We start from the raw sequence: 24,640 nt of genomic DNA, 5'->3' as shown, positions 1-24,640 counted from the left end.
AGCCAAGGGCTGCCCCGTGGTTCAGGTGGTTCAGGCGCGCGTCGCCTTGTCGAGATGGGCGAACACCACCACGTTGTCCTTGTAGTCCTTGGCCTTCCTGTCGTAGTTGCCGCCGCACGTGATCAGGCGGAGCTGGGCGGACGGGGTGTCGGCGTACACCCGCTTGTCGGGGAAGTTCGCCTTGCTGAAGGTCTCCACCGAATCGACCTTGAACGAGGCGACGCTGCCGTCCGCCCTCGTGATGTCGACCGTGGCGCCCGGTTTCAGGAACTGGAGCTGCAGGAACACCGCCGGGCCGGTCGTCGTATCGACGTGGCCTGCGACGATGGACGCGCCGCGCTCACCGGGCGTCGCGCCGTCCTTGAACCAGCCGACCAGGTTCTTGTCGTTGGGGGGCGGGGCGTTGAGCTGTCCGGTCGGGCCGATGGACAGGGGGGTGAAGGGGGCGTCGACGGCGATCGTCGGGATCCGGAGCCGCTTGGGCTGGGAAGCGGGCATGGACAGGCCCTGGAGAGAAGCGGAGGCCGAGGGGGTGGTGGGGGCTGGGGGGGCGGGTGCGGGGGCTGCGGGAACGCCGGGCCCGGGGACGGCGGGTGCGAGCACCGCGGGGGTGGTCAACGGCTTGTTGTCGTCCGAGACGCCGAGGGAGTTGTAGATCAGGAGCAGGCCCAGCCCTGCCGCTGCTGCGGGCCAGAGAAGGGCGCGGCCGATGGCGGGGGAGCCGGGCCGGGAGGGGGTGGAATCGGACGACTGCGGGGCGGCCATGGAAGCGTGCCTTTCTTCTGTCCTTCTTCTGTGTGGCATCGGTCAGTTGGTGCTCGGCCAGTCAGCGGAACCGGGGAAACGCAGCCGCCGCGACCGCCGCCCCGGGGGACGGCGACCGCGACAGCTGCGCGAGATCAGCGGTTCAGTTCGTTCAGGCCAGCGCGCCGCCCGTGCTCTGACGGCGGCGCACCTTGTATGCACCGACGCCGAGCCCACCGATGAGCAGCGCCGAACCGGCAGCCAGACCGCCACCGGTCATCGCGGTCCCGCCGCCACCGGCGTGGACGCCACCGCGGGGCTTGCCTTCGTCGCCGCCACGGCCGCCGCCGTAGCCGCCTTCGTCGCCGCCGCCGCCGTAGCCGCCCTCGTCGCCGCCGCCGCCGCCGTAGCCGCCCTCGTCGCCGCCACGGCCGCCCTTGTCACCGCGGTCGTCTCCGCCCTTCTTCGAGTTGTCGCCGGAGTCGTTGCCGGGCTGCCACTCCTTGGCCACCGTCATGGCCATGGCGCCGCCACCGGTGTGGACGCCACCGCGGGGCTTGTCGCCCTTTTCGCCCTTGCCGCCGTGGTGGCCCTTGTCGCCGTGGTCGCCCTTCTCGCCCTTCTCGCCGTGGTGGCCCTTGTCGCCGTGGTCGCCCTTCTCGCCCTTCTCGCCGTGGTGGCCCTTGTCGCCCCAGCCGCCCTTCTCGCCCTTGTCGCCCCAGCCGCCCTTCTCGCCCTTTTCGCCCTTGTCGCCGTGCTTGTCGCCCCAGCCGCCCTTGCCGTGGTCGGGCCGGGCGTTCTCGTCGCCGCCGTAGCCGCCCTCGTCGTCGCCGTAGCCGCCCTCGTCGTCGCCGCCGTAGCCGCCCTCGTCGTCGCCGCCGCCCTCGTCGCCGTAGGAGTCGCCGGAGTCGTTGCCGGGCTGCCACTGCTTGGCCACCGTCATGGCCATGGCGCCGCCACCGGTGTGGACGCCACCGCGGGGCTTGTCGCCCTTTTCGCCCTTGCCGCCGTGGTGGCCCTTGTCGCCCCAGCCGTCCTTCTCGCCGTGGTCGCCCTTCTCGCCCTTGTCGCCCCAGCCGCCCTTCTTGCCGTGGTCGTCCTTCTCGCCGTGGTGGCCCTTCTCGCCGTGGTCGTCCTTCTCGCCGTGGTGGCCCTTCTCGCCGTGGTCGTCCTTCTCGCCGTGGTGGCCCTTGCCGTGGTCGTCTTCGCGGTCGTCGCCGCGACCGCCCTGGTCGTCGCCGCGGTCATCGCCGCGGCCGCCGTGATCGTCGCTGCTGGAGGAGGAACCGCCGTCCCAGTCATCGGCCAGCGTGATGGCATGGGCAGCAGGAGTAGTGATGGCGAGGACCGCGGTGATCGCGGCCGAAGCGAACAGTGTGCGGGCAGAGCGCATCTGAACACATTCCTTTCGACGCGACTGCGATGAGTGACGGGATGTCGACTCAAGGTGACGCAGCTGCGACGTGGTCCACCGTTAACCGGAATGCGACTCGGCGCCATCGGGGAGCTGTGCATTGGAGCTATGCCGTGGGCCCTTCGGGTGGCGAATTACTGATAATCACCCATCGGACTGCATATCGTGGCGTAATCAGGTTTGGCTCCGTAGAGCCACCTGTTTGCTGACGCTTCCTCATGGTGACGCGCCGCGCGATCGGTGCGGCGAGACTCTCGCATTCGGCTCGAACTCGCTTGCGGCGATGGCTGGTTGATGGTGTGCCCCGTGCGCGCGTGATCGCCTGGGGGGCGTCCGCGTCACTCCAGAGGCGCTGCGGAGCCGGTGCGAGGAGCGGCGCGCGTGGCACGCAGAAGAGACCGGGCGCCCGCTCGGGCGACCCCCGGACATGCGCCGCTCCCGTTTCCGACCCGATGGAGGCTTGCCGCACTCGGCCCGGCTTCGGCTGCCGTGTTCGGTACGGGAGACGAGGGTTCCGCCGTAGCCCCTGTGCACCGGGCCCGGCCTGCGACCGAGGTCCGAACGCCCACCGGACGACCCCGGTCCCCACGCCTGCGCACCCCTAATTCAGCAAGGCCCGCGCCGCCCGTGCCCGCCCCCGAACCATCTCCGCCGCCGCCGGCTCCACCACTTCCACCAGCTCCGCGTACTCCTCCATCTCCTCCGCCCCGCGAAGGAACTCCCCGCTCTGTACGAGCAGCTGCGCCCGCTCGTAGCGCAGCCGCGCCGGATGCGAGGGCAGCAGCAGCGACAGTTCCACCGCCCACAGCGCCACACGTGTGCACTCCGGGCGGGCCGCCGCCCACGCCCTGATGTTGTTCAGGATCCGCAGCACGATCTCCAGCGGTCGGGCCGGCACCAGCATCGACGGCTCGAGCGGTGCCCCGGTCGCCCCCGTCACCAGCAACTCCGCGTCCTGGTCGGTCATCGGCCTGCCGCCGGCGAACGGGTCGGCCAGCACCTGTTCCGCCGGATCGCCGAACCCGACGACGAAATGACCCGGCAGCGCCACCCCGTACACCGGAGCGCCCGCCCGCCGCGCCACCTCGATCCACACCACCGACAGCAGGATCGGGAGCCCGCGCCTGCGCCGCAACACCTCGTGCAGAAGCGACGACTGCAGCCGCTGGTAGTCCGTCGACGAGCCCACGAACCCGCACCGCTCGCCGAGCAGTTCGGCCAGTGCCGAGGCCCAGGCGCGTCCGCCCCGCACCCCGTACGGAAGCAGTCCCGCCAGCCGGTCCAGTTCGATCTGCGCAGCGTCGATCCCGTCGGCGTCCAGCGCCGGGTCGGCCTCCGCGGCCAGCAGCAGGCAGAGCAGCGCGAGGTCCGGGCGTTCGGCGCGGGCCTCCTCGGCGAACTGCTGCCGTGGGTTCAGCCCTGGGTTCATGGGGGACATGCTCCTGCCCCTACGCGGACCGGAAGTGGTGGTACAGGTGATGGGTCACGAACCCCATCCGGTCGTACAGCGCACGTGCCCCCTCATTCTCCGCCTCCACCTGCAGCCACGCCGCCGACGCACCCTCGTCCAGCGCCTGCCGGGCCAGTGCGGTCATGACGGCGGAGGCCAGGCCCCGCCGCCGGTACGCGGCATCGACCTCGACGGCCATGAAGCCCGCCCAGCGCCCGTCCACGACACACCGTCCGATCGCGGCAGGCGCGTCGCCCGCCGCGTCACCCGGCACGGTCGCGAACCACACCGAGGGCCCGCTGCCCAGCACCTTCAGTACATGCGGGCCCGGAGTGTCGAAGCGCTGGTACCGGGAGAGCCACGCCTCGTCGATCCCCCGGCTCAGCCGCACCCGCGCGACGTCGGCGTCCAGATCGCCGATCGGCGCCAGAGCCGCGATCCGCACCTGCGCCGTGACTTCGCGCCGCCACCCGTGCTCCTCCAGCTCCGCGCACAGATTCTCCTGTGTGCCCTCCGCGCCTGTCGCGGTCTGGATGTAGGCGGGCAGCCCGCGGTCCTCGTACCAGCGCTCCACCCGCGCGAGCGCCTCGTCGAGCGGCACCCCGGGGTCGCCGAGCGGCAGCACGGAGTTGGCGCGCCGGGTGAAGCCCTCCGCCGCGCGCAGCTGCCAGTCGCCGAGCGGTTCGCTCTCCACCGGCTGCCAGGCGCGGGCACAGACGTGGGCGAGTTCCGCGAACGTGGCCGACGGGCCCCGGCGCCGGGCCGGCGCGGAGGGGACGACCTTGCCCGCCACCAGCGAGGATTCCGCGATGTGGACGGATTCACCGCTCTTCGGTGTGATCGACAGCACATGGTTGTTCCAGGATGTGAGAACCCCTACGGTGTCGGTGAATTTCCAGCCCGCCGCGCCGCCTTCCGAACGACGTCGGACTGATACCCGTTTGCCCACGTCAGCCGGGGTAATCCGGACCTCAGCCCGTCCGCCGATGGTGAATTCCACAGCTCTCTCCGCCCCTCCTGTTCGGTTCGTGCCCAGGAACGGAGATACTAGGTGCGGGCATCGACGACGCCGCGCTCCCGCGCGAGAGCCAACGCCCTACCGAGGAGGAACGACAGCGTGACCTACGTCATCGCGCAGCCTTGTGTCGACGTCAAGGACAAGGCCTGCATCGAAGAGTGCCCCGTCGACTGCATCTACGAGGGCCAGCGGTCCTTGTACATCCACCCGGACGAATGCGTCGACTGTGGAGCCTGTGAGCCGGTCTGCCCGGTCGAGGCGATCTTCTACGAGGACGACACCCCGGAGGAGTGGAAGGACTACTACAAGGCGAACGTCGAGTTCTTCGACGACCTCGGTTCGCCCGGTGGTGCCTCCAAGCTGGGTCTGATCGAGCGTGACCACCCGTTCATCGCAGCATTGCCGCCGCAGAACCAGTAATCAGCGGCCAGCACGTGCGCCGCCCCGGTCCCGTACGGCTCGTCACCGTGCGGGACCGAGGTGTTTTCCGGTCCGGGCCGCAGGCAGACCCGGCGCCGTACGAACCACCCGAACCACCTCGTCACCCTCGTACGAGAAAGCAGAGAGCCGTGTCCGCAGCAGTCTCCTCCCGCCTCCCGGTCTTCCCCTGGGACAAGCTCGCGCCCTACAAGTCGACCGCTGCGGCCCACCCGGACGGCATCGTCGATCTTTCCGTCGGCACGCCCGTCGACCCGGTGCCGGAGCTGATCCGGAAGGCGCTCGTCGCCGCCGCGGACAGCCCCGGCTATCCGACGGTGTGGGGGACGACCGAACTCCGCGACGCCCTCACCGGCTGGGTGGAGCGGAGGCTCGGCGCGGTCTCCGTGGCGCACGAGAACGTGCTGCCGGTCGTCGGCTCCAAGGAGCTCGTCGCCTGGCTGCCGACCCAGCTCGGCCTCGGTGCGGGCGACAAGGTGGCGTACCCGCGGCTCGCCTACCCGACGTACGAGGTGGGTGCCCGGCTCTGCGGCGCCGAGCCCGTCGTCTACGACGACCCCACCGAGCTCGACCCGGCCGGACTCAAGCTGCTCTGGCTGAACTCGCCGTCCAACCCCACCGGCCGGGTCCTGTCCAAGGACGAGTTGATCCGGATCGTCGCCTGGGCGCGCGAGCACGACGTGCTCGTCTTCAGCGACGAGTGCTACCTGGAGCTCGGCTGGGAGGCCGAACCGGTCTCCGTGCTCCACCCCGACGTCTGCGGCGGCACGTACGAGGGCATCGTCGCCGTCCACTCCCTCTCCAAGCGCTCCAACCTCGCCGGATACCGTGCGGCGTTCATCGCGGGCGACGCGGCCGTCCTCGGCGAACTGCTGCTGATCCGCAAGCACGGCGGGATGATGACGCCCGCCCCGGTCCAGGCCGCCACCGTCGCGGCGCTCGGCGACGACACGCACGTGGCCGAGCAGCGGACCCGGTACGCGGACCGGCGCACCGCGCTGCGGGCGGCGCTGGAGGCCCACGGCTTCCGGATCGAGCACAGCGAGGCGAGCCTCTACCTGTGGGCGACCCGCGACGAACCCTGCTGGGACACCGTGGCGTACCTTGCGGAGCTCGGGATCCTGGTGGCGCCGGGCGACTTCTACGGACCGGCGGGCGACCACTTCGTGCGGGTGGCGTTCACGGCGACGGACGAGCGTGTGGCAGCCGCGGTCAAGCGGCTGTCCTGACTCGGTACCGGACATGCGCGAGGGCCTCGGGAATGCGCATTCCCGAGGCCCTCGCGCATGTCCGGTACCGAGTCAGCCGATCGGCAGGCCCTGGGTGGGCAGACCCTGGGTGGGGAGGCCCTGCGGCGCCGGCAGACCGCCACCGGCGAGACCGCCGGTCGGCAGACTGCCCTTGGTCGCCGCACCGGTGGCCCCGCCGACCAGCTCACCGGCGTTGCCCGCCGCCTCGCCGGCGACCTTCTGTGCCGCGGGGGCGGCCTTGCTGCCCGTGCTGCCGACGGTCCTGCCCGCGGCCGGGACGGCCGTCCCGACGATCTTGCCGCCGGTGGCGCCCGCGACCTTGGCGCCCTGCTCGGATGCGCTGTCGACGGTCTTGCCGAGACCGGCGCCGTCGACGGTCGTCAGACCGCCGAGCTCCGGGGCCTGCGGGAGCTCCGCGGCACCTGCGGCGCCGGCCGCACCGACCACGGGGGCTGCACCCGCCGCGATCAGCAGCGCGGCACGGGCGATCCGACGGGTCAGGGGGAGGGACATGATGCTCCTTCGACGGGGTTGAATCTGTCTGTCCGTTGATCGGACGCAGTGACAACCGTCGTGGGGGCGGGGGAGGTTGCGGTGGACCGAAGTAAAGAGTCGGTAATGCGTCACATAATCCGCAACGGAGGAACCCGGGCAAACATTGCATTCCCCAAAGGCCGGGTGAGTCGTCACTTCCCTTTTCCCGCAAGGGAATTGGTGTATGAAGTGGAGACTGCCGGAGGTGTGTGGCGGCGGCAGCTTCCCGACGGGCTGGATGGCCCCTACGAGGGATCCTTCGTACTAGTGAACGAGTCGCATGCGTACCTGCGTGGTGCCTGATTCCGCACGGTCCGTCCGCCAGCCCGACCCGGTGCTCCATACCCGGCCCGCGTACGCGACCTCGTCGATGCCCAGTGATTCGGCCTGCGCCACCGCCCAGTGCGCGAGCTCCCAGCCGCGCTGCGCCTTGCCGCCGTCCCCGGCGGTCCGTGCCGCCTTCACCGGCACCGAGACCGTGCCCGCAGCCGCCGCCCCGCCCGCCGCGCCGTCGCCCGCCTTGCCCGAGGAGGGCAGCACACCCTTGCCGAAGGCCCGTACCAGCGCCGACCGCACCTTTGCCGCATCGGCGGGCCCCGCCGCCGTCTGCGTCGGCGTGCAGGTCAGCGCGGCGGGCGTACGGCCGGTCAGCGCGGCGGACAGCAGCGCGGCATCCGGCTCGTGCTTCGCGTACGCCTGCGGGAAACCGCTGCGCTGCACCCGCTGCGCGGCGACCGTCAGCGGCAGCCGCGAGTAACCGGGGACCTCGGCCAGATGCTGGTAGAACTTCCCGGCCGAGTAGACCGGGTCCAGGATCTGCTTCTCGGTGCCCCAGCCCTGCGAGGGGCGCTGCTGGAACAGCCCCAGCGAGTCCCGGTCGCCGTGCTCGATATTGCGCAGCCCGGACTCCTGCAACGCCGTCGCCAACGCGATCGTCACCGCACGCTCAGGCATCCCGCGCGTGGTGCCGACCGCGGAGATCGTCGCGGCGTTCGCGGCCTGCTCCAGGCTCAACCGGTACGTACGTCCCCGGCCCGCCGAACCGTCGGCGGACTGCACGGTGCACCGCTCGACGCCCTTGTTGCCCGAGATGTACTGAACGGTCAGATAGCCGGCCAGGGCCACGAGCACGGCAAAAGCCGCCGCGATACGGAAGAGGCGGCTGCGGCCGGTGTGTCGGCGGGCGGAGGAGGCGGTCCGGGGCACGCGCCCACGGTACTGGAGGGCCCGACCGGGGCCGACGGCGATGTCCCTCAGGGACTTTTCCTCCGGATCCTGCCGGGCTCGCGGGGTCCCCGGTCCGGCCCGGTCCGCAAGGAAGTCCCCGGGCCCGTCCGGCGGATCGGGGCCGGACAGGCCTTAGGGTCGGGGCCATGCCCGAAAGCACCCTTGACCTCACCCTGGACGGCCCGGCCCTCACCGCCCGCCTCGTCGACTTCCCGTCGGTCAGCGGGGACGAGAAGGAGCTGGCCGACGCGATCGAGACGGCCCTGCGCACGCTCCCGCACCTGACCGTCGACCGGCACGGCAACAACGTCGTGGCCCGGACGAACCTCGCCCGAGACGAGCGCGTCGTACTCGCCGGACACATCGACACCGTGCCGATCGCCGACAACGTCCCGTCCCGGCTCGACGAGAACGGCGTGCTCTGGGGCTGCGGCACCTCCGACATGAAGTCGGGCGTCGCCGTCCAGCTGCGGATCGCCGCGACCGTGCCCGAGCCCAACCGCGACCTCACCTTCGTCTTCTACGACAACGAAGAAGTCGCCGCGCACCTCAACGGGCTCGGCCATGTCGCAGACGCCCACCCCGACTGGCTGGCGGGCGACTTCGCCGTCCTCCTCGAACCGTCCGACGCCCAGGTCGAGGGCGGCTGCCAGGGCACCCTGCGGGTCTTTCTCCGTACGGAAGGGGAGCGGGCGCACTCCGCGCGCAGCTGGATGGGGTCCAACGCCATCCACGCCGCCGCCCCGATCCTCACCCGCCTCGCCGCCTACGAGCCGCGCCGGCCGGTCATCGACGGGCTGGAGTACCGCGAGGGCCTGAACGCCGTACGCATCGAGGCCGGCGTCGCCAACAACGTCATCCCGGACGCCTGCACCGTCGTCGTCAACTACCGGTACGCCCCCGACCGCAGCCCCGAGGACGCCCTCGCCCACGTCCACGAGGTCTTCGCGGACTGCGGCGTCGTCGAGTTCACCGTCGACGACCACTCCGGTGCGGCGATGCCCGGCCTCTCCCACCCGGCGGCCAAGGCGTTCATGGAGGCGGTCGGCGGCACCGCGCAGCCGAAGTTCGGCTGGACGGACGTCTCCCGCTTCGGCGAGCTGGGCGTCCCCGCCGTGAACTACGGGCCCGGTGACCCGCTCCTCGCGCACAAGCGCAACGAGCACGTCGCGGTCGACCGGATCACCTACTGCGAGGACCGGCTCCGCTCCTGGCTCACCAGCTGACCCATCGCATACCCCCGCCCGTAACCTCCGTAGATCTACCCTGACCTGACACAGCACGTCGTCATGGCGTCACGTCGTCGGAGGGAGCAGGTCATGGGCAACCCCGAAGAAGCTCACGTCCCCGAGGAGCAGCGGCTCGGTCCGGTACTGCGCCGCAGGGAACAGGTACAGCCCGGTACCACCGATCAGCGGTTGCTGGACTCCGAGGGCGATTCCGAGTGGGTGCACACCGATCCCTGGCGGGTGATGCGCATCCAGTCGGAGTTCGTCGAGGGCTTCGGCGCGCTGGCCGAGCTGCCGAGCGCGATCAGTGTCTTCGGCTCGGCCCGCAGCCCGGCCGACGGCCCGGACTACGAGGCGGGCGTACAGATCGGCAAGGCGCTGGTCGAGGCCGGTTTCGCGGTGATCACCGGGGGCGGTCCCGGAGCGATGGAGGCGGCGAACAAGGGGGCGCGGGAGGCGAGGGGCATCTCGGTCGGCCTCGGTATCGAGCTGCCCTTCGAGTCCGGGCTCAACCCGCACGTCGACATCGGCGTGAACTTCCGCTACTTCTTCGTCCGCAAGACGATGTTCGTGAAGTACGCGCAGGGCTTCGTCGTCCTGCCCGGCGGCCTCGGCACACTCGACGAGCTCTTCGAGGCGCTCACCCTCGTCCAGACGGGCAAGGTGACCCGCTTCCCGATCGTGCTCTTCGGTACCGCGTACTGGGGCGGTCTGGTGGACTGGCTGCGGAACACGGTGGTGGCGCAGGGGAAGGCGTCCGAGAGGGACCTGCTGCTGTTCCACGTCACGGACGACGTGCACGAGGCGGTCGACCTCGTCACGAAGGAAGTCGGCCGCTGGCCACGGTGAGTCCCTCCGGTGACTGAGGGGCCCGATCCGGGGCAGTGCCCCGGATCGGGAAGGGGCGGGCAGGGGACACGTCTCGCGCAGCGGCCCCGCCGCCCCGGCCCCGGCTCGCGCCCGGCCCGCCCCGCTGCCTCACCGCCGCTACGCCAGCCCGCGCCGGGCCACCGCCGGCTCCCGGTGCCCCGCGATCGACGCCACCATGTCCAGCACCTGCCGCGTCTCCGCCACCTCGTGCACCCGGTAGACCTGCGCGCCCAGCCACGCCGAGACCGCGGTCGTCGCCAGCGTCCCGATCACCCGTTCCTTCACGGGCCGGTCGAGCGTCTCCCCGACGAAGTCCTTGTTGGACAGCGATACGAGGACGGGCCAGCCGGTCTCCGCCATCTCACCGAGGCGACGCGTCGCCTCCAGGGAGTGCCGGGTGTTCTTCCCGAAGTCATGACCGGGGTCGATCATGATGCCGTCCGGCCTGACCCCGAGCTCCACGGCCCGCTCGGCCAGCCCCACCGTCACCCGCAGGATGTCCGCCATCACGTCGTCGTACGCGATCCGGTGCGGCCGGGTCCGCGGTTCGGCTCCGCCCGCGTGCGTACACACCAGCCCCGCTCCGTACCGCGCGGCCACCTCCGCGAGCTTCGGATCGACACCGCCCCACGCGTCGTTCAGCACATCGGCACCGGCCTCGCAGACCGCCTCACCGACCTCGTGGCGCCAGGTGTCGACGCTGATCACCACACCGGGGTGACGCCGCCGCACCTCGGCGACGAACCCTACGGTGCGGCGGGCCTCCTCCGCGGCGGTCACCTCCTCGCCGGGACCGGCCTTCACCCCGCCGATGTCGATGATCGCTGCGCCGTCGGCGACAGCCTGCTCGACCCGGGCGAGCGCGGGCTCGTCGCGGAAGGTCGCGCCCTGGTCGTAGAAGGAATCCGGAGTACGGTTCACGATCGCCATGATCACTGGCTCGTGCGCCCCGAATTCGCGCTGCCCCAGCCTGAGCGCACCGCTTCGCATCCTGTGTTTCTCCTCTGGATAGATCGCCCACCGCCGCCTGCGACCCTAACTGTCGGTACCGCATGGCACGATCGGAGGCGGACAGGTTTCCGCCCCAGGGGAGATGCGCGTGTTCTGGTTCTTGCTGCTGGCGATGGTGGTGGTCGTGGCCGCGGTCACCCTCGCGGTGGTCGGCGGAGGAAAGAGTGCCGTCCTGCAGGACGTGGCGCCCGAGCAGCTGACCGACCCGCTGCCCGCGACCCGTCCGGTCGGCCGCGCGGACGTCGAGGCGCTGCGGCTGCCGGTGACGGCACGCGGATACCGGATGGCCGACGTCGACGACGCGCTCGGCCGGCTGGGCGCCGAGCTCGCCGAGCGGGACGCGCGGATCGCCGAGCTGGAGTCGGCGCTCGCCGGAGCGCAGGCGACGGCGGTGGGCGGTGTCGGGCTCCTCAAGGAGTCGCAGGACCGGCCGCGGCCCGAGCGGACACCCTGGGCGGCGCCGCAGTCCGGGCAGCAGCCCGACCGGCAGCCGGAGCCGCGTGCCTGGCCCCCGTCCGGACCCCGGTACGGACCGCAGTACGGGCCTCGGTCCGGATCCCAGCAGGAGCCGTCGCCCGGTCCGGAGTCCGGGCCCCGGTCCGGCGAGGAGCCGCAGCGATGAGCGGCGGCGCCGAAGCGGGAGCGGACGGCCGGCTGCGCTGTCCGTGGGGACTGTCCACCGATGACTACCTCGCCTACCACGATACGGAATGGGGCCGCCCCGTCCACGGCGACGACGCCCTGTTCGAGCGGCTCTGCCTGGAGGCGTTCCAGTCCGGGCTGTCCTGGCTGACGATCCTGCGCCGCCGGGAAGGGTTCCGCAGTGCCTTCGCCGGGTTCACGATCCGTGCGGTGGCGGACTTCACCGACGCCGACAAGGATCGCCTCCTTGCCGACGCCGGAATCATCCGCAACCGCGCGAAGATCGAGGCGACGCTCGCCAATGCCAAGGTGTTGGCCGCATGGCCGGACGGCGAGCTGGACGAACTGATCTGGTCGTATGCCCCGGACCCGGCCACCCGCCCCGCCCCGCGCATCCTCGGCGACGTCCCGGCGGTCACGCCGGAGTCCACCGCGCTCGCCAAGGACCTCAAGAAGCGTGGCCTGCGCTTCGTCGGCCCCACCACGGCCTACGCCCTGATGCAGGCGTGCGGCCTGGTCGACGACCACCTGGCCGACTGCGTGGCCCGCGGCACCGGGTCGTAGCCACGCTGCGGGGCCGGCGGTGCCGTGGAGGAAGCCACCCACCGGTGAGCAACCGTCCACGGCCCCGGGCCCGGACCGACCCCTGCCAGGCCCTATCGCCCCAGATACTTCGGTTTCGCCTTGTCCAGGAAGGCCTGTACCGCGATGGTGTGGTCCTCCGAGGCGCCCGCCTTCGTCTGGAGTTCGTCCTCCTTCTCCAGCGTCTCGCTCAGCGTGTGTCCGGCGCCGTAGGCCAGCGACGCCTTGAGCGCGGCATACGCCACCGTCGGGCCGTCCGCCAGCTTGCGGGCCACTGCCAGGGCCTCCGCGGCGAGGTCGGCCGCGGGCACCAGCTTGTTCACGATGCCCAGCTCGTACGCGTCCTGAGCCGAGATCGACCGCGGGAAGAGCAGCAGGTCGGCTGCGCGGCTCTGGCCGATCAGCCGGGGCAGCGTCCACGAGACACCTGAGTCCGCGGTGAGGGCGACCCCGGCGAACGAGGTGTTGAACGACGCGCTGTCGGCGACCACCCGGTAGTCGCAGGCGAGCGCGAAGCCGAAGCCCGCACCGGCGGCGACCCCGTTCACCCCGGCGACGACCGGCTTCTCCATCTCGGTGATCGCCCGCACGACGGGGTTGTAGTGCTCCTGCACGGTGCTCAGCGCATTGCCGGAACCCGATTCGCGGGTGGCGGTCAGCGTGGCGACGTGTTCCTTGAGGTCCTGGCCGACGCAGAAGGCGCGCGAGCCGGCCGCCGTGAGCAGAACCGCCCGGACAGCGGTATCGGCCGCGGCCGACTGCAGCGCGTCACGGAGGGCCGCCTTGGCCGCTGTGTTCATGGCGTTCATCGCGTCGGGACGGTTGATCGTGATCGTCGCGAGTCCGTCCGTTACTTCGTAGAGCACGGTGTCGGCCACGTGGTCCGCCATTTGCTGTCCCCTTTGCGCCTCGGGCAATGCCTGTTCAGGCAAGCATGGCCGACATCACCGAGGGGAACATGTGACCTGCGTCTAACAATTGCGCCCCGATGGAGGGGGGAGGGTGACGGAGTATCGCAGTCGGATCGCCGAATTGGGTGGTTTTGCGAGAGCGCGTTGCGCAAGCGATGCAGACCGATGTTGGTCATCGGGGTCTGTGATGCGGGATAATGGCCTGGAAGCAATGTGTTCGATGCCGGTGAGACAGCGCCTGTCATGGGGCCGCCGGTTGTTATGAGCTGGTTTCAGGAAGGGGAACGAGCATGGCGGCCATGAAGCCGCGGACGGGCGACGGCCCGCTCGAGGTGACAAAGGAGGGGCGGGGCATCGTCATGCGCGTTCCGCTCGAAGGCGGCGGTCGGCTTGTTGTGGAGCTGACTCCGGACGAGGCCGATGCACTCGGCGACGCCCTCAAGAAGGTCGTCGGCTGACGCAGAGGCGCCCACACTTCATCACTGCCCCGGCACGGAACCGTGCCGGGGCAGTGATGCATTCGGAACAATGCGCGTCGAAGGGCGGTCCCAGTGCCTTCGAGGCTGTGGGGCAGGTCGAGGGGACCGAGGACGCCCGGCCGGCCCGGTGAGGGGCAAGGGGCGACGAGCGGTCACCCGCGCCGGACGGCGCAGAGCAACCCGTCGCCCACCGGCAACAACGTAGCCATCAGTTCCTGGCTCTCCCGCACCGCCCGCAACAGCTCCCGCAGCCGCAGTACCTCCGCCGGCTGCGCCGCGGAGTCGACCGTACGGCCGTCCGCGAAGACGCCCTCGAAGCAGACCAGACCGCCAGGTCTCAGCAGGCGCAACGATTCAGCGAGGCAGTCCAGGCTCTCCAGCCGGTCGCCGTCGCAGAAAACGAGGTCGTATCCGCCGTCCGCGAGCCGCGGAAGTACGTCGAGGGCTCGGCCGGGGATGAAACGGGCCCGATTGGCCGCGAACCCAGAAGCCCGGAAGGCCTCGCGGGCGAACTGCTGCCGCTCCGGCTCCGGATCGACCGTGGTCAGCACCCCGTCCGGCCGCATCCCGTGCAGCAGATAGATGCCGGACACGCCGGTTCCGGTGCCGATTTCGGCCACCGCCTTGGCGTCGGTCGTGGCAGCGAGCAAGCGCAGCGCGGCGCCGGTGCCCGGTGACACCGAGCGGAGCCCTGCCTCCCGGGCCCGGTCTCTGGCCCAGCGCAGTGCTTCGTCCTCGGCGACAAAGGCGTCGGCGAACGCCCAGCTCGTCTGCCGGTTGGCGGTAATGACCCTCTCCTGTCCCCGTAGTTGGCGCAACGGTGACTGTATCCGCTGCACCCGGGAACCCGCAGATGGGACCGGGCGTTAGGAAGGGACAGGGGAAAGCTCATGGATCCGGCCCGCAGATCGGGTCCGGACCATGGGTCGGCGGTTCCGGGAATGATCCCGGACCCCAGCAGGAAAAAGGCTTATCCGGAGCTAACGGGCGAGGTGGCTATGGTAGGGGCTCCACTGGACACCACCAGAGCCGACAGGGGAGGTGCGGCTGCGCCTGTGGGTCGGGGACGAGTGCTGCGGCGCTTTCTCAGATCAGCGGGTGAGCCGAAATCCGTGACCAACATTGCTGACCGTTCTTCCAACGACTCCGCACCGACCGCGACCTTCGCCTCAGATGCGGACTCCCAGGCGTGGACGCCGCCCTCATGGGAAGAGATCGTCAGCACGCACAGCGGTCGTGTCTACCGCCTTGCCTACCGTCTGACGGGAAACCAGCACGATGCCGAGGACCTCACTCAGGAGGTCTTCGTCCGGGTGTTCCGTTCGCTGTCGACCTACACGCCCGGCACCTTCGAGGGCTGGCTGCACCGCATCACGACCAACCTGTTCCTGGACATGGTCCGTCGTAAGCAGCGGATCCGTTTCGACTCCCTCGGTGACGACGCCGCCGAGCGGCTGCCGAGCCGTGAGCCGTCTCCGCAGCAGGTCTTCAACGACACCCACTTCGACGCGGACGTGCAGCAGGCGCTGGACACCCTTGCGCCCGAATTCCGTGCCGCGGTTGTGCTCTGCGACATCGAGGGACTTTCGTACGAGGAGATCGCCGCGACCCTCGGCGTGAAGCTCGGTACCGTGCGCAGCCGTATTCACCGCGGCCGCTCGCACCTGCGCAAGGCTCTGCAGCACCGTTCTCCCGAGGCCCGCGCCGAGCAGCGCTCGCTGGCGGGAGCAGTGGTGGCAGGGGAGGGCGGGCCGGCGTGAGTGGCACAGGTCCGACCCCTGCGGAACAGCACCTGGGGGACCGCCTCGCCGCGCTCGTCGACGGTGAGCTCAAACATGACGCCCGCGAGCGGGTGCTCGCCCATCTCGCGACCTGCGCGAAGTGCAAGGCCGAGGCTGCCGCCCAGCGGCGGCTGAAGAGTGTCTTCGCACAGTCCGCCCCGCCGTCGCCGTCCGAGGGGTTCCTCGCCCGGCTGCAGGGCCTTCCCGGGGGACCGGGCGGTGACGACGACCGCCAAGGAAGACCATTCGGCGGCTCCGGGCGGTTCGCCGACGGACTTTTCCCGGTGATGCAGCCCCCCGGCAGCCGCACCGATCCGCCTTCGGGAAAGTCGCCGCTGGACCGTTTCGGCTACCTCGGGACGCCGCACGGCGGGGCGGCCGTGCTTCCGGTCGACGGATCGCGTTCGGCGTTCCGGATCCATGAGGTGGGCCGGGAAGGGGACCGGTCGCCGTGGCGCGGCCGCAGGTTCGCCTTCGCGGCGGCCAGCGCCGTCTCGCTGGCGGCCATCGCGCTGGGTGGCGCCCTGCCGACAGGAGCAGGTCCTGACGCCGCGACCCGCGCCGAGGGCGCCGGAAGCAATGTGACTCCGCTCGATGCCGCTGCGCGGGCCGAGAGCGGCAGCGTGACCAGCCGTCGCGGTGGCAGCAGCCTCGGCACGTCCGGCGTGCCCGGCGGTGGTTCCACGACCGGTACCCCGGCTCAGCCGTCGAATACCGCGGCGCCCGTTCCCGCGCGGTTCGGCACCGGCCGGCTCACGGCCAACCCTTTCGCCGCGGCGGTACTGACGGATGTGTCCGCGTCCCCGCTGATACCTCCGACCGCCACCAGCCCGCTGTTCACGCACGCGCTCGGAAGCGGCCTGAACCCCGTTTCCCCCACGCCCTCGCCGACCGCGTCCCGGACACCCACGTCGGCGGCCGCCCTGCCCGCCTCCGACGATCGCCGTCTGCCGCTTTCCGCCCGGCGCTGACGGGGGTCTGCGCAGCGATTCGCAAACCTGGTTGAATCCCCGGAGGAATTCCGGGAGGGATGTCCTTTCGGGCGCGTGCAGAGGCCAGTTGTGGCGGTTGCGGGGAGAACATGGACGACGGGAAGCCCACCGGGCCGAAGGCGAAGTGGTGGAGCCGCCCCACGGCGGGGCGCACCACCGCATCAGCGCCGCAGGACGCCCCCATCCCGGCGGAGGACGTGCGGGCCGTGGACACACCGGCCGGTGACCCGGACACCACGGTCGTCGCAGACGTGAGCCCGGCGCCCGTACTCCCTGCCCAGCCCGCACCGCCCGAGCCCGTGGTGCCCGCACCGCTGGTGGCACCCGCGCCGGTGACGTCCGAGTCCGGGGTGCATGCACCCGCAGCGACGGCCCAGGCGCCGGTGCCCGCGGTGAAGCCGTTGCACGAGCCCGATCAGTACAGCACCCCGCCGTACGGCGGCCCCGGCCCCTGGGCGCCCGCACCACCCGTACAGCGCCCGGTGCCGACCCCGGCGCACGGCACTCCTCTACCCCCGCCGTACGCAGGCACCGGCACGAACGGCGCAGGCATGCCCACCGCCCCCGCGCCCGTCCCGGCCCCTGCCTCGGCCTTCACGCCCCCGCCCCAGCCGCCGCAGTCCTCGCAGTGGTTGCAGTACGACCCCTGGGGTGCGCCCCGGCAGCCGCTGACCCACCCCGGCCCCCCGCTCGGGTCGGACGGTGGGCGCAGGAAGAGCCGACGCGGCTCCCTGCTCGTCGGCGCACTGCTGCTCGCCCTGGTGGCGGGCGGCATCGGCGGCGGCATCGGTGCCTACGTCGAGCGCAACGGCGGTCTGACCACGGTCGAGCTTCCGCAGGCCGCGAGGAACAGCGGCGGCCGCGCGCCCGACAGCGTCGCGGGCATCGCCGCCAGCGCCCTGCCCAGCGTGGTCACCCTCCATGTCAGCGGCACCACCGAATCCGGCACCGGCACCGGCTTCATCCTCGACAAGTCGGGCCACATCCTCACCAACAACCATGTCGTCGCCCCGGCCGGCTCCTCCGGTTCCATCACGGTGACGTTCAGCGGCGGCGAGACCGCGCGCGCCGAGGTCGTCGGCAAGGACAGCGGTTACGACCTGGCCGTGGTCAAGGTCACCGGCGTCTCCGGACTCAAGCCGCTGCCGCTGGGCAATTCCGACAATGTGCAGGTGGGCGACCCGGTGGTGGCCATCGGCGCTCCCTTCGACCTGTCCAACACCGTCACCTCCGGCATCATCAGCGCCAAGGACCGGCCGATCACCGCGGGTGGCGAGAAGGGCGACGGCAGCGACATCAGCTACGTCGACGCGCTGCAGACCGACGCCCCGATCAATCCGGGCAACTCCGGGGGCCCGCTCGTCGACACCGACGCCCATGTCATAGGCATCAACAGCGCCATCCGCGCCGCCGACAACAGTTCGTCGACCGAGGGCGGCCAGGCCGGTTCCATCGGCCTCGGCTTCGCCATCCCGATCAACCAGGGCAAGCGGGTCGCCGAGGAGCTGATCAACACCGGCAGAGCCACGCATCCGGTGATCGGTGTGACCTTGGACATGAAGTACACCGGTGACGGTGCCAAGGTCGGTGCGAAGGGCGCGGCGGGCAAGCCCGCGGTGACACCCGGCGGTCCCGGGGCGAAGGCCGGCATCAGGCCGGGCGACATCATCACCGAGGTGGACGGGCAGCGGGTGCACAGCGGCGAGGAGCTGATCGTGAAGATCCGCGCGCACCGTCCGGGTGACCGTCTGGACCTCGGTCTGACCCGCGCTGGTAAAGACCTGTCCATGACTTTGACCCTGGGGTCGGCAACCGGCACCTGACGTCGCCGGGACGCTACCGCCCGGACAGTTCGGCCGGGTACCGTGGGCCGGGTCCGGACCTCATCCGACCTGGGCTCGGGGAACACGAGGAGCAACAAGGTGTTCAATGACATAGGCGCACTAGAGCTGGTGACGCTCGTGATCCTCGGCGTGCTGATCTTCGGCCCGGACAAGCTGCCCAAGGTCATCCAGGACGCCTCACGCTTCATCCGCAAGATCCGCGAGTTCTCCGAGAGCGCCAAGGAAGACATCCGTACGGAGCTCGGCCCGGAGTTCAAGGACTTCGAGTTCGAGGATCTCAACCCGAAGACATTCGTCCGCAAGCAGCTCATGGACGGAAACGACGATCTCGGGCTGAAGGAGATCCGCGAGAGCTTCGATCTCCGTAAGGAGATGGCCGAGGTCACCGACGCGGTCAACGGCCGCGAGAGCGCGTCCAAGGACTCCGCGGGCGGCGTGTCGGGCAGCGCGGCGATCACTGCGGCGAACGGCTCCCCGGGCGCCCCCGACCTGCTCAAGAAGCGCGAGCAGCCTGCGAAGGACGATCGTCCGCCCTTCGACGCAGACGCCACCTGACACCGGTCAATCCCGACTCGTCCGGACGGTATCGCTATTCTCCATCTGTCCGGTTGCGAGGACGCCCGAGGGGGGCGGGCCGCTGCGGACCCCTAGGGATCGAGGAGGCGGCCGGGCAGATGGAGACGACGAGTCGGGTAGGCGCGGAAGGTGCGCCCAGCACAGTCACCGCAGAGGGGGTGCCGACGACCCGGCGTACGGTCGACGGCTATCTGCAGGCGTCGTTCCCCTGGTACGGACTGGACGAGGCCTTCACCGGGCCGCGCTGGCTGATGCAGGTCGGCACGGCGGCGGACGGCACGGTGCAGCACGGTTCGACCGGGCACGGTGAGGAGCCTCAGGTACGGGGTGACTCCGGCGGCGAGAAGCACCGGTTCGCGGCCGTGGTGACGGTGGCGAGCAGTCCCGTACGGCACAGTGGCGACGGTACGGGGGTGCTGGAGGCGACCACGGTGTCGTCGGCGGCGTGGCTGGCGGGCTCGGGTCTGCTGGCGTACACGTGGCCCCCGCAGTTGGACCACGCGCTGCGCGACAACTGGCTGGACCAGCAGACGGAGACGGCGTTCGAACTCGCCGACGATCTGGACGGGCCCGCATGGTCGGTGCTGTCCCTGCCGGTGGACGGTGTTCCGGTGCCGTTCCACTACCGGGAGTCCGAGTTCGGCTGGGTGCTTGCGGGGTCGGCACGGGGCGGGGTGCACATCGGCGCGTACGGGCGGGGGATGAGCGCGTACGGGCTGGGGTTCTCCGTGGTGGAGGACATCGCGACGTACGCGTAGCGGGTGCGGTGACCGGGGCACCCGGTTGCCGCTCCGTCCTCGATCGCCGGACGGGCTCGATGGTGCCGCCGCGCGCCGTGGGATCGCTCGCCGAACGGGACTGAAAGTGCCGCCGGGCGGGGCCTGATGCCCTGCCCGGCGGTTGTGCTGTGGCCCCGTCAGGGGGCCGCGGTTCAGAACTTGTTGCGGGGGGTGATGCCCAGCGACATGCCCGACAGACCGCGCCGGCGGCCACCCAGCCTGTCGGCGATCGTGCGCAGGGCCTTGCCGGCCGGGGAGTCCGGGTCCGAGAGGACCACCGGCTTGCCCTCGTCGCCGCCCTCGCGCAGGCGTACGTCGATCGGAATGGAGCCGAGCACCGGGACCTCCGCGCCGACCGTCCTGGTCAGGCCCTCGGCCACCTTCTGGCCGCCACCGGTGCCGAACACGTCGACCATCTCGTCGCAGTGCGGGCACGGCAGGCCCGACATGTTCTCGACCACGCCGACGATTTTCTGGTGGGTCTGCACGGCGATCGAGCCGGCCCGCTCGGCCACCTCGGCCGCGGCCATCTGCGGGGTCGTGACGACGAGGATCTCGGCGTTCGGCACGAGCTGGGCCACGGAGATCGCGATGTCACCGGTGCCCGGCGGCAGGTCGAGCAGCAGGACGTCCAGGTCGCCCCAGTACACATCCGCGAGGAACTGCTGCAGTGCGCGGTGCAGCATCGGTCCGCGCCACACCACCGGGGCGTTGCCCGGGGTGAACATGCCGATCGAGATGACCTTCACGCCGTGCGCCGACGGCGGCATGATCATGTTCTCGACCTGGGTGGGCCTGCCGTCGGCGCCGAGCATCCGCGGCACGCTGTGCCCGTAGATGTCCGCGTCCACGACGCCGACCTTGAGGCCGTCGGCCGCCATCGCCGCCGCCAGGTTCACCGTCACCGACGACTTGCCGACGCCGCCCTTGCCGGACGCCACCGCGTACACCCGGGTCAGCGAGCCGGGCTTGGCGAACGGCACCTCGCGTTCCGCCGTACCGCCGCGCAGCGACGACGTGAGTTCCTTGCGCTGTTCGTCGCTCATCACGTCGAGCGTGACGTCGACCCGTGTGACGCCTTCGACCTTCGCCACCGCATCGGTCACGTTCTTGGTGATGGTCTCGCGCATCGGGCAGCCGGAGACAGTGAGATACACGGTGACAGCGACCGCACCGTCAGCCGCGATCTCGACCGACTTGACCATGCCGAGTTCGGTGATCGGTCGGTGGATCTCCGGGTCGTTCACTGTCGCCAGTGCTTCGCGCACCGCGTCTTCGGTAGCCATACCGACGATGTTACGGCGCCTGCCGCTACGCGTGAGTAGCCCCCGTCAGCGGTCTTCGTCACTCTCGGCCGGGTACAGGGCCTGCTGGTCGTGCAGGTCCCGCGCGAGGTCTTCCAGTTCGGAGCGGATCCAGTCGCGCGTGGCGACCTCGCCGAGACCCATCCGCAGCGACGCGATCTCCCGCGTGAGGTACTCGGTGTCCGCGATGGAGCGCTCGTTCTGCTTACGGTCCTGCTCGTAGGTGACCCGGTCGCGGTCGGCCTGCCGGTTCTGCGCGAGAAGGATCAGCGGGGCCGCGTACGAGGCCTGGAGCGACAGGACCAGAGTCAGGAAGATGAACGGGTACCCGTCGAACCGCCACCCCACGGGCGCGAAGGCGTTCCACAGCACCCAGACGATGATGACCAGTGTCATCCAGGCGATGAAGCGCCAGGTGCCCAGGAAGCGGGCGATCCGTTCGGAGAACCGGCCGAACGACTCGGGGTCGTATTCGGGCAGCAGCCGACGACGCGGGGACTTCGGCTGGTCCAGCCGGGAACGGGGCGGGCGCGCGATGCCCGAGGCTCCCGCCGGCGCCCCCTTCGAGCGGTCCTCACCGGCCACGCGCGATCTCCTCCCCACCGTGGAAGTCGGTCTCCCGCCAGTCCTCGGGCAGCAGGTGGTCGAGGACGTCGTCGACGGTCACCGCGCCGAGCAGTGATCCGCTCTCGTCCACGACCGGCACGGAGACCAGGTTGTACGCGGCCAGATAACTCGTCACGTCCGGCAGCGGAGTGTCCGGTGTGAGGGGGACGAGATCGCTGTCGACGATCGAGCTGACCAGGGCGTACGGCGGATCCCGCAGCAGCCGCTGAAAGTGCACGGTGCCCAGGTACTTGCCGGTCGGTGTCTCGTCGGGGGAGCGGCACACGTACACCTGGGCGGCGAGCGCCGGGGACAGATCCGCCTGCCGGACCCGCGCGAGTGCGTCGGCGACCGTCGCGTCCGGCCGCAGAATGATCGGCTCGGTGGTCATCAGACCGCCCGCGGTCCGCTCCTCGTACGACATGAGGCGCCGCACATCCGCCGCGTCGTCCGGCCGCATCAGGGTCAGCAGCCGCTCCTTGTCCGCCTCGGGCAGTTCGGAGAGCAGGTCGGCCGCGTCGTCCGGGTCCATGGCCTCCAGGACATCGGCGGCGCGATCCTCCTGGAGCTTGCCGATGATCTCCACCTGGTCGTCCTCGGGCAGCTCCTCCAGGACGTCGGCGAGCCGGTCGTCGTCGAGCGCGGCCGCGACCTCGGCCCGACGTTTCGGCGACAGATGGTGCAGCGCGTTGGCCACGTCGGTCGGCCGGAGCTGCTCGAACGTGGCGACCAGTGATTCGGCGCCCTGCCCGTCCTCCTCCAGTGAGAATCCGCTGACCGCCGACCATTCGACCGTCAGGGTCTCGCCCTTGCGCCGCAGTGCCCCGCCCTTGCCCTTGCGTACGAAGTACTTGTCGATCTCCCAGTCGCGGCGGGCCGGGAGCTGCGACACGGAGACATCGAGGATGGTGACCTCCTCGCCGGTCTCCACGAGGCGGACCCGCCGGTCGAGGAACTCGCCGAGCACCAGGCGTTCGGTGGGCCGCTGTTCGAAGCGCCGCATGTTGACCACGCCGGTGGTGATGACCTGACCGGACTCGATACCCGTCACCCGGGTCATCGGGAGGAAGATCCGGCGTCGGCTGAGCACCTCGACGACCAGACCGAGCAGCCGGGGCGGGCGGCCGCCGACCCGCAGCATCGCGACCAGATCACGGACCCGGCCCACCTGGTCCCCGTTGGGGTCGAAGACCGGCACACCGGAGAGGTGCGAGACGAAGACCCGGGGGGCACCTGCCGCCATCTCTGCGCCTCCTTCCGTCCCGTGGAGAGGGGGTGGTCCGTTCAGGGGTGAATTGCACTGTTATGACGGGATCAGGCTAGCCCGTACCGCTCCGGGTCGGCCCGGTGAGCCGCCCGTACGGCTCTGCGCCGGACGGCGTGGGCGACACGGGTACGCTGCGGTCTGCCAGCCCCCGACATGCAGATGAGAGGCAGTGCGCCAGTGACCTCTTTTGTCCCGCCCGTCCGGACCCGCCGCCGGACCGCTCTTGCCGTCGTGCTCTGTGCGGGGCTGACCGCAGCCCTGACGGGGTGCGGCGACGAGGACCCGGACAAGGGGACCAATGGCATCGGCAGACTCTCGGCGGCCCAGATCGAGAAGAGGGCGCAGGCGGCGGCCGACTCCGCGGACGCGGTGCGGCTGGCCGGGACACTGGTCAGCAAGGGCGGCACGTACAAGCTCAACATGCGGCTCAAGGCGGACGGCGGCACGGGCTCCGTCACTTCGAGGACCAGCACGTTCGAGTTGCTGCGGATCGGTGACGAGGTCTATCTGAAGGCCGACTCCGGCTTCTGGAGCCATGAGGAGAAGGACAAGCAGAGCAGTGATTCCGGAGCGGCGGCGGGGGACAAGCTCCAGGACAAGTATGTGAAGGTCCCGCAGGACGACCCGACGTACAAGCAGCTGCGCGGCTTCACGGACATGAAGACCCTGCTCGACGGGATGCTCACACTGCACGGCAAGGTCAACAAGGGCGACCGCGGCAAGGTCGGCTCCGTCCGCACCATCCAGATCCTGGGTGGCAAGGGCGAGGGCGGGGCGCTCGACGTCTCACTGAAGGGCACGCCGTATCCGCTGCGGTTCGCCCGTGGCGGCGGTGGGGGCACCATCACGCTCGCCGACTGGGGCACGGACTTCACGCTGGAGGCCCCGGCCAAGGATGACACCGTCGACTACGGGCAACAGCTCCCCAGGTCGACCTCGTGACGCCGCGGCAGATGTGCGTGCCGGACCCCACGAACCCTGCGTGATCCAAACGAAAGACCCTGAGGGCCGTTCCGTCATCCCTGGCGGAACCGCGCGCGGCGTCGGATGCGGTACATCGCACGGCGGAGGGGCGTCCGCGTACACGGGATGTATTCGGACGTTCCGACAACGCGGCGAGGTGCCGTAGCTGTCGTCGTGCGCCCGTCAGGGATGACGGGCCGGCCCTTGGCGGCGGCGCTTCAGCAGCAACCGCGGGAGCGCGTCCGGGACGGGACGGCGGGTGGTCGCCGGGGTCGGCAGCGGCGCCGCCGCGTGCGAGGTGTCCGGCAGCTCCGTACGGGATTCGCCGGGCGCCAGCCGCAGCACCCGGCACGCGCGCGCCCAGCGCTCGGTCATTTGCTCGGCGTCCGGCGCGTTCAGCCGCTTGCCCTTGAGTTCGGCGACCGCCGCCTCCCACTCGTCGGAGTGCGGCGCGAGCTCCGTCACGGCGGCGGTCCAGGCGATCAGCCGGCCGCCCTTGTCCTTGCTGCGCACGGTCACCTCCGCGGCGGACCCGTCGGCGAGACCGGCCGGGAGCGGCTGCTCGCCGGGGCCGTCCCCGACGAGATGGGCCGCGCCTTCGTGCCATACGTGCCACAGCGCCCGCGCGGGCCCGGTGCCCCGTACCCAGATCAGGCCGGACTTCTTGGTGGCCTCCTCGACGAGGGCCGGTCCGAGCAGCGAGTCAGCGGCAGCAGCAGTCATGCCATC

Annotated in this window: 25 protein-coding genes and 1 pseudogene; 13 read left to right on the top strand and 13 right to left on the bottom strand. The window is 70.8% G+C overall.

Features of this window, described 5'->3' with window-relative positions; genetic code table 11:
* Positions 1-30: 30 nt before the first annotated feature.
* From OG972_RS15130 to OG972_RS15115, 4 genes are all read right to left on the bottom strand, one after another.
* Positions 31-765, bottom strand: coding sequence for a class F sortase (locus OG972_RS15130; protein WP_266981858.1), 735 nt, complete (start codon positions 763-765; stop codon positions 31-33).
* Positions 766-916: 151 nt separating this feature from the next.
* On the bottom strand, positions 917-2,137 hold the full coding sequence (locus OG972_RS15125) for a hypothetical protein (RefSeq protein ID WP_266981857.1): 1,221 nt from the start codon (positions 2,135-2,137) through the stop codon (positions 917-919).
* Positions 2,138-2,759: 622 nt separating this feature from the next.
* Positions 2,760-3,596, bottom strand: coding sequence for a transglutaminase-like domain-containing protein (locus OG972_RS15120; RefSeq protein ID WP_266981855.1), 837 nt, complete (start codon positions 3,594-3,596; stop codon positions 2,760-2,762).
* Between the two features lie 10 nt (positions 3,597-3,606).
* A complete protein-coding gene (locus tag OG972_RS15115) occupies positions 3,607-4,608 on the bottom strand; it encodes a GNAT family N-acetyltransferase (RefSeq protein ID WP_266981854.1) in 1,002 nt (333 codons plus the stop codon).
* Between the two features lie 117 nt (positions 4,609-4,725).
* On the opposite strand from OG972_RS15115, the gene fdxA reads away from it, so the two are divergent.
* Both fdxA and OG972_RS15105 read left to right on the top strand, forming a co-directional pair.
* Positions 4,726-5,046, top strand: a complete 321-nt coding sequence (fdxA, locus tag OG972_RS15110) for a ferredoxin (protein WP_037688837.1) — start codon at positions 4,726-4,728, stop codon at positions 5,044-5,046.
* Between the two features lie 149 nt (positions 5,047-5,195).
* The gene (locus OG972_RS15105; protein WP_266981853.1) at positions 5,196-6,293 is read left to right on the top strand and encodes a bifunctional succinyldiaminopimelate transaminase/glutamate-prephenate aminotransferase; all 1,098 of its coding nucleotides are present in this window, start codon (positions 5,196-5,198) and stop codon (positions 6,291-6,293) included.
* A 72-nt stretch (positions 6,294-6,365) separates the two neighbouring features.
* Here the strand turns inward: OG972_RS15105 and OG972_RS15100 are convergent, their stop codons facing one another.
* Entirely contained in the window at positions 6,366-6,827 is a 462-nt protein-coding gene (locus OG972_RS15100) for an ATP-binding protein (RefSeq protein WP_266981851.1), read from the bottom strand.
* A gap of 285 nt (positions 6,828-7,112) precedes the next feature.
* Positions 7,113-8,054, bottom strand: coding sequence for a hypothetical protein (locus OG972_RS15095; protein ID WP_266981849.1), 942 nt, complete (start codon positions 8,052-8,054; stop codon positions 7,113-7,115).
* A 167-nt stretch (positions 8,055-8,221) separates the two neighbouring features.
* Here OG972_RS15095 and dapE point away from each other — a divergent pair, with 167 nt between their 5' ends.
* Positions 8,222-9,301 (top strand): succinyl-diaminopimelate desuccinylase, encoded by a 1,080-nt coding sequence (dapE, locus tag OG972_RS15090; protein WP_266981847.1) that lies wholly within the window; start codon positions 8,222-8,224, stop codon positions 9,299-9,301.
* A 93-nt stretch (positions 9,302-9,394) separates the two neighbouring features.
* Complete coding sequence (locus OG972_RS15085; RefSeq protein WP_266981845.1) at positions 9,395-10,153, top strand: TIGR00730 family Rossman fold protein; 759 nt, start codon at positions 9,395-9,397, stop codon at positions 10,151-10,153.
* Between the two features lie 138 nt (positions 10,154-10,291).
* Here OG972_RS15085 and folP read toward each other — a convergent pair whose 3' ends face one another.
* Positions 10,292-11,164, bottom strand: coding sequence for a dihydropteroate synthase (gene folP / locus OG972_RS15080; RefSeq protein WP_266981843.1), 873 nt, complete (start codon positions 11,162-11,164; stop codon positions 10,292-10,294).
* Positions 11,165-11,273: 109 nt separating this feature from the next.
* On the opposite strand from folP, the pseudogene OG972_RS15075 reads away from it, so the two are divergent.
* Both OG972_RS15075 and OG972_RS15070 read left to right on the top strand, forming a co-directional pair.
* Positions 11,274-11,573: pseudogene (locus OG972_RS15075) on the top strand (DivIVA domain-containing protein); the annotation flags it as partial.
* A gap of 230 nt (positions 11,574-11,803) precedes the next feature.
* Positions 11,804-12,391, top strand: a complete 588-nt coding sequence (locus tag OG972_RS15070) for a DNA-3-methyladenine glycosylase I (RefSeq protein WP_266981841.1) — start codon at positions 11,804-11,806, stop codon at positions 12,389-12,391.
* Between the two features lie 92 nt (positions 12,392-12,483).
* On the opposite strand, the gene OG972_RS15065 is transcribed toward OG972_RS15070, so the two are convergent.
* Entirely contained in the window at positions 12,484-13,299 is an 816-nt protein-coding gene (locus OG972_RS15065; RefSeq protein ID WP_266981839.1) for an enoyl-CoA hydratase/isomerase family protein, read from the bottom strand.
* Positions 13,300-13,610: 311 nt separating this feature from the next.
* Between OG972_RS15065 and OG972_RS15060 the strand changes: the two genes are divergently transcribed.
* Positions 13,611-13,778, top strand: coding sequence for a DUF3117 domain-containing protein (locus OG972_RS15060; RefSeq protein ID WP_003966491.1), 168 nt, complete (start codon positions 13,611-13,613; stop codon positions 13,776-13,778).
* Between the two features lie 173 nt (positions 13,779-13,951).
* Here the strand turns inward: OG972_RS15060 and OG972_RS15055 are convergent, their stop codons facing one another.
* Entirely contained in the window at positions 13,952-14,617 is a 666-nt protein-coding gene (locus OG972_RS15055) for an O-methyltransferase (RefSeq protein WP_037688857.1), read from the bottom strand.
* Between the two features lie 180 nt (positions 14,618-14,797).
* Here OG972_RS15055 and sigE point away from each other — a divergent pair, with 180 nt between their 5' ends.
* The 5 genes from sigE to OG972_RS15030 all read left to right on the top strand — a co-directional run bounded on the left by sigE (position 14,798) and on the right by OG972_RS15030 (position 19,750).
* Positions 14,798-15,559: an RNA polymerase sigma factor SigE gene (sigE, locus tag OG972_RS15050; protein WP_266981837.1), complete on the top strand. Its 762-nt coding sequence runs from the start codon at positions 14,798-14,800 to the stop codon at positions 15,557-15,559.
* Positions 15,556-16,551, top strand: a complete 996-nt coding sequence (locus tag OG972_RS15045; RefSeq protein ID WP_266981835.1) for a zf-HC2 domain-containing protein — start codon at positions 15,556-15,558, stop codon at positions 16,549-16,551. The genes sigE and OG972_RS15045 overlap by 4 nt, the downstream gene beginning before the upstream one ends.
* A 110-nt stretch (positions 16,552-16,661) precedes the next feature.
* Positions 16,662-18,395: a trypsin-like peptidase domain-containing protein gene (locus OG972_RS15040; protein WP_266981833.1), complete on the top strand. Its 1,734-nt coding sequence runs from the start codon at positions 16,662-16,664 to the stop codon at positions 18,393-18,395.
* 99 nt (positions 18,396-18,494) lie between these two features.
* Positions 18,495-18,971, top strand: a complete 477-nt coding sequence (locus OG972_RS15035) for a sec-independent translocase (RefSeq protein ID WP_266981831.1) — start codon at positions 18,495-18,497, stop codon at positions 18,969-18,971.
* Between the two features lie 119 nt (positions 18,972-19,090).
* Complete coding sequence (locus OG972_RS15030) at positions 19,091-19,750, top strand: hypothetical protein (protein ID WP_266981829.1); 660 nt, start codon at positions 19,091-19,093, stop codon at positions 19,748-19,750.
* A 173-nt stretch (positions 19,751-19,923) separates the two neighbouring features.
* On the opposite strand, the gene OG972_RS15025 is transcribed toward OG972_RS15030, so the two are convergent.
* From OG972_RS15025 to OG972_RS15015, 3 genes are read right to left on the bottom strand one after another with little or no spacing between them, the layout of a single operon-like run.
* The gene (locus tag OG972_RS15025) at positions 19,924-21,057 is read right to left on the bottom strand and encodes an Mrp/NBP35 family ATP-binding protein (RefSeq protein ID WP_266981827.1); all 1,134 of its coding nucleotides are present in this window, start codon (positions 21,055-21,057) and stop codon (positions 19,924-19,926) included.
* Between the two features lie 45 nt (positions 21,058-21,102).
* Positions 21,103-21,660, bottom strand: coding sequence for a DUF1003 domain-containing protein (locus OG972_RS15020; RefSeq protein ID WP_266981825.1), 558 nt, complete (start codon positions 21,658-21,660; stop codon positions 21,103-21,105).
* A complete protein-coding gene (locus OG972_RS15015) occupies positions 21,650-22,924 on the bottom strand; it encodes a CBS domain-containing protein (RefSeq protein ID WP_266981823.1) in 1,275 nt (424 codons plus the stop codon). Before OG972_RS15015 ends, OG972_RS15020 begins: the two co-directional genes overlap by 11 nt.
* 201 nt (positions 22,925-23,125) lie before the next feature.
* Here OG972_RS15015 and OG972_RS15010 point away from each other — a divergent pair, with 201 nt between their 5' ends.
* Positions 23,126-23,890, top strand: coding sequence for a hypothetical protein (locus OG972_RS15010; protein ID WP_266981821.1), 765 nt, complete (start codon positions 23,126-23,128; stop codon positions 23,888-23,890).
* Positions 23,891-24,094: 204 nt separating this feature from the next.
* Here OG972_RS15010 and OG972_RS15005 read toward each other — a convergent pair whose 3' ends face one another.
* Entirely contained in the window at positions 24,095-24,634 is a 540-nt protein-coding gene (locus OG972_RS15005; RefSeq protein ID WP_266981819.1) for a hypothetical protein, read from the bottom strand.
* Between the last annotated feature and the right edge of the window lie 6 nt (positions 24,635-24,640).

The organism is Streptomyces sp. NBC_01669 (assembly GCF_026339735.1).
In the GTDB taxonomy this organism is placed as follows: Bacteria; Actinomycetota; Actinomycetes; order Streptomycetales; family Streptomycetaceae; genus Streptomyces; species Streptomyces yanii.
This window is presented reverse-complemented; position numbering and strand designations above follow the sequence as displayed.

Excerpts from the sequence above, each read along its gene's own strand:
- OG972_RS15070 (WP_266981841.1), top strand. The coding sequence starts at position 11,804 with ATGAGCGGCGGCGCCGAAGCGGGAGCGGACGGCCGGCTGCGCTGTCCG.
- OG972_RS15100 (WP_266981851.1), bottom strand. The coding sequence starts at position 6,827 with ATGTCCCTCCCCCTGACCCGTCGGATCGCCCGTGCCGCGCTGCTGATC.
- OG972_RS15040 (WP_266981833.1), top strand. The coding sequence starts at position 16,662 with ATGGACGACGGGAAGCCCACCGGGCCGAAGGCGAAGTGGTGGAGCCGC.
- OG972_RS15130 (WP_266981858.1), bottom strand. The coding sequence starts at position 765 with ATGGCCGCCCCGCAGTCGTCCGATTCCACCCCCTCCCGGCCCGGCTCC.
- folP (WP_266981843.1), bottom strand. The coding sequence starts at position 11,164 with ATGCGAAGCGGTGCGCTCAGGCTGGGGCAGCGCGAATTCGGGGCGCAC.
- OG972_RS15065 (WP_266981839.1), bottom strand. The coding sequence starts at position 13,299 with ATGGCGGACCACGTGGCCGACACCGTGCTCTACGAAGTAACGGACGGA.
- sigE (WP_266981837.1), top strand. The coding sequence starts at position 14,798 with ATGGTAGGGGCTCCACTGGACACCACCAGAGCCGACAGGGGAGGTGCG.
- OG972_RS15120 (WP_266981855.1), bottom strand. The coding sequence starts at position 3,596 with ATGTCCCCCATGAACCCAGGGCTGAACCCACGGCAGCAGTTCGCCGAG.
- dapE (WP_266981847.1), top strand. The coding sequence starts at position 8,222 with ATGCCCGAAAGCACCCTTGACCTCACCCTGGACGGCCCGGCCCTCACC.
- OG972_RS15085 (WP_266981845.1), top strand. The coding sequence starts at position 9,395 with ATGGGCAACCCCGAAGAAGCTCACGTCCCCGAGGAGCAGCGGCTCGGT.
- OG972_RS15060 (WP_003966491.1), top strand. The coding sequence starts at position 13,611 with ATGGCGGCCATGAAGCCGCGGACGGGCGACGGCCCGCTCGAGGTGACA.
- OG972_RS15005 (WP_266981819.1), bottom strand. The coding sequence starts at position 24,634 with ATGACTGCTGCTGCCGCTGACTCGCTGCTCGGACCGGCCCTCGTCGAG.
- OG972_RS15015 (WP_266981823.1), bottom strand. The coding sequence starts at position 22,924 with ATGGCGGCAGGTGCCCCCCGGGTCTTCGTCTCGCACCTCTCCGGTGTG.
- OG972_RS15025 (WP_266981827.1), bottom strand. The coding sequence starts at position 21,057 with ATGGCTACCGAAGACGCGGTGCGCGAAGCACTGGCGACAGTGAACGAC.
- OG972_RS15030 (WP_266981829.1), top strand. The coding sequence starts at position 19,091 with ATGGAGACGACGAGTCGGGTAGGCGCGGAAGGTGCGCCCAGCACAGTC.
- OG972_RS15125 (WP_266981857.1), bottom strand. The coding sequence starts at position 2,137 with ATGCGCTCTGCCCGCACACTGTTCGCTTCGGCCGCGATCACCGCGGTC.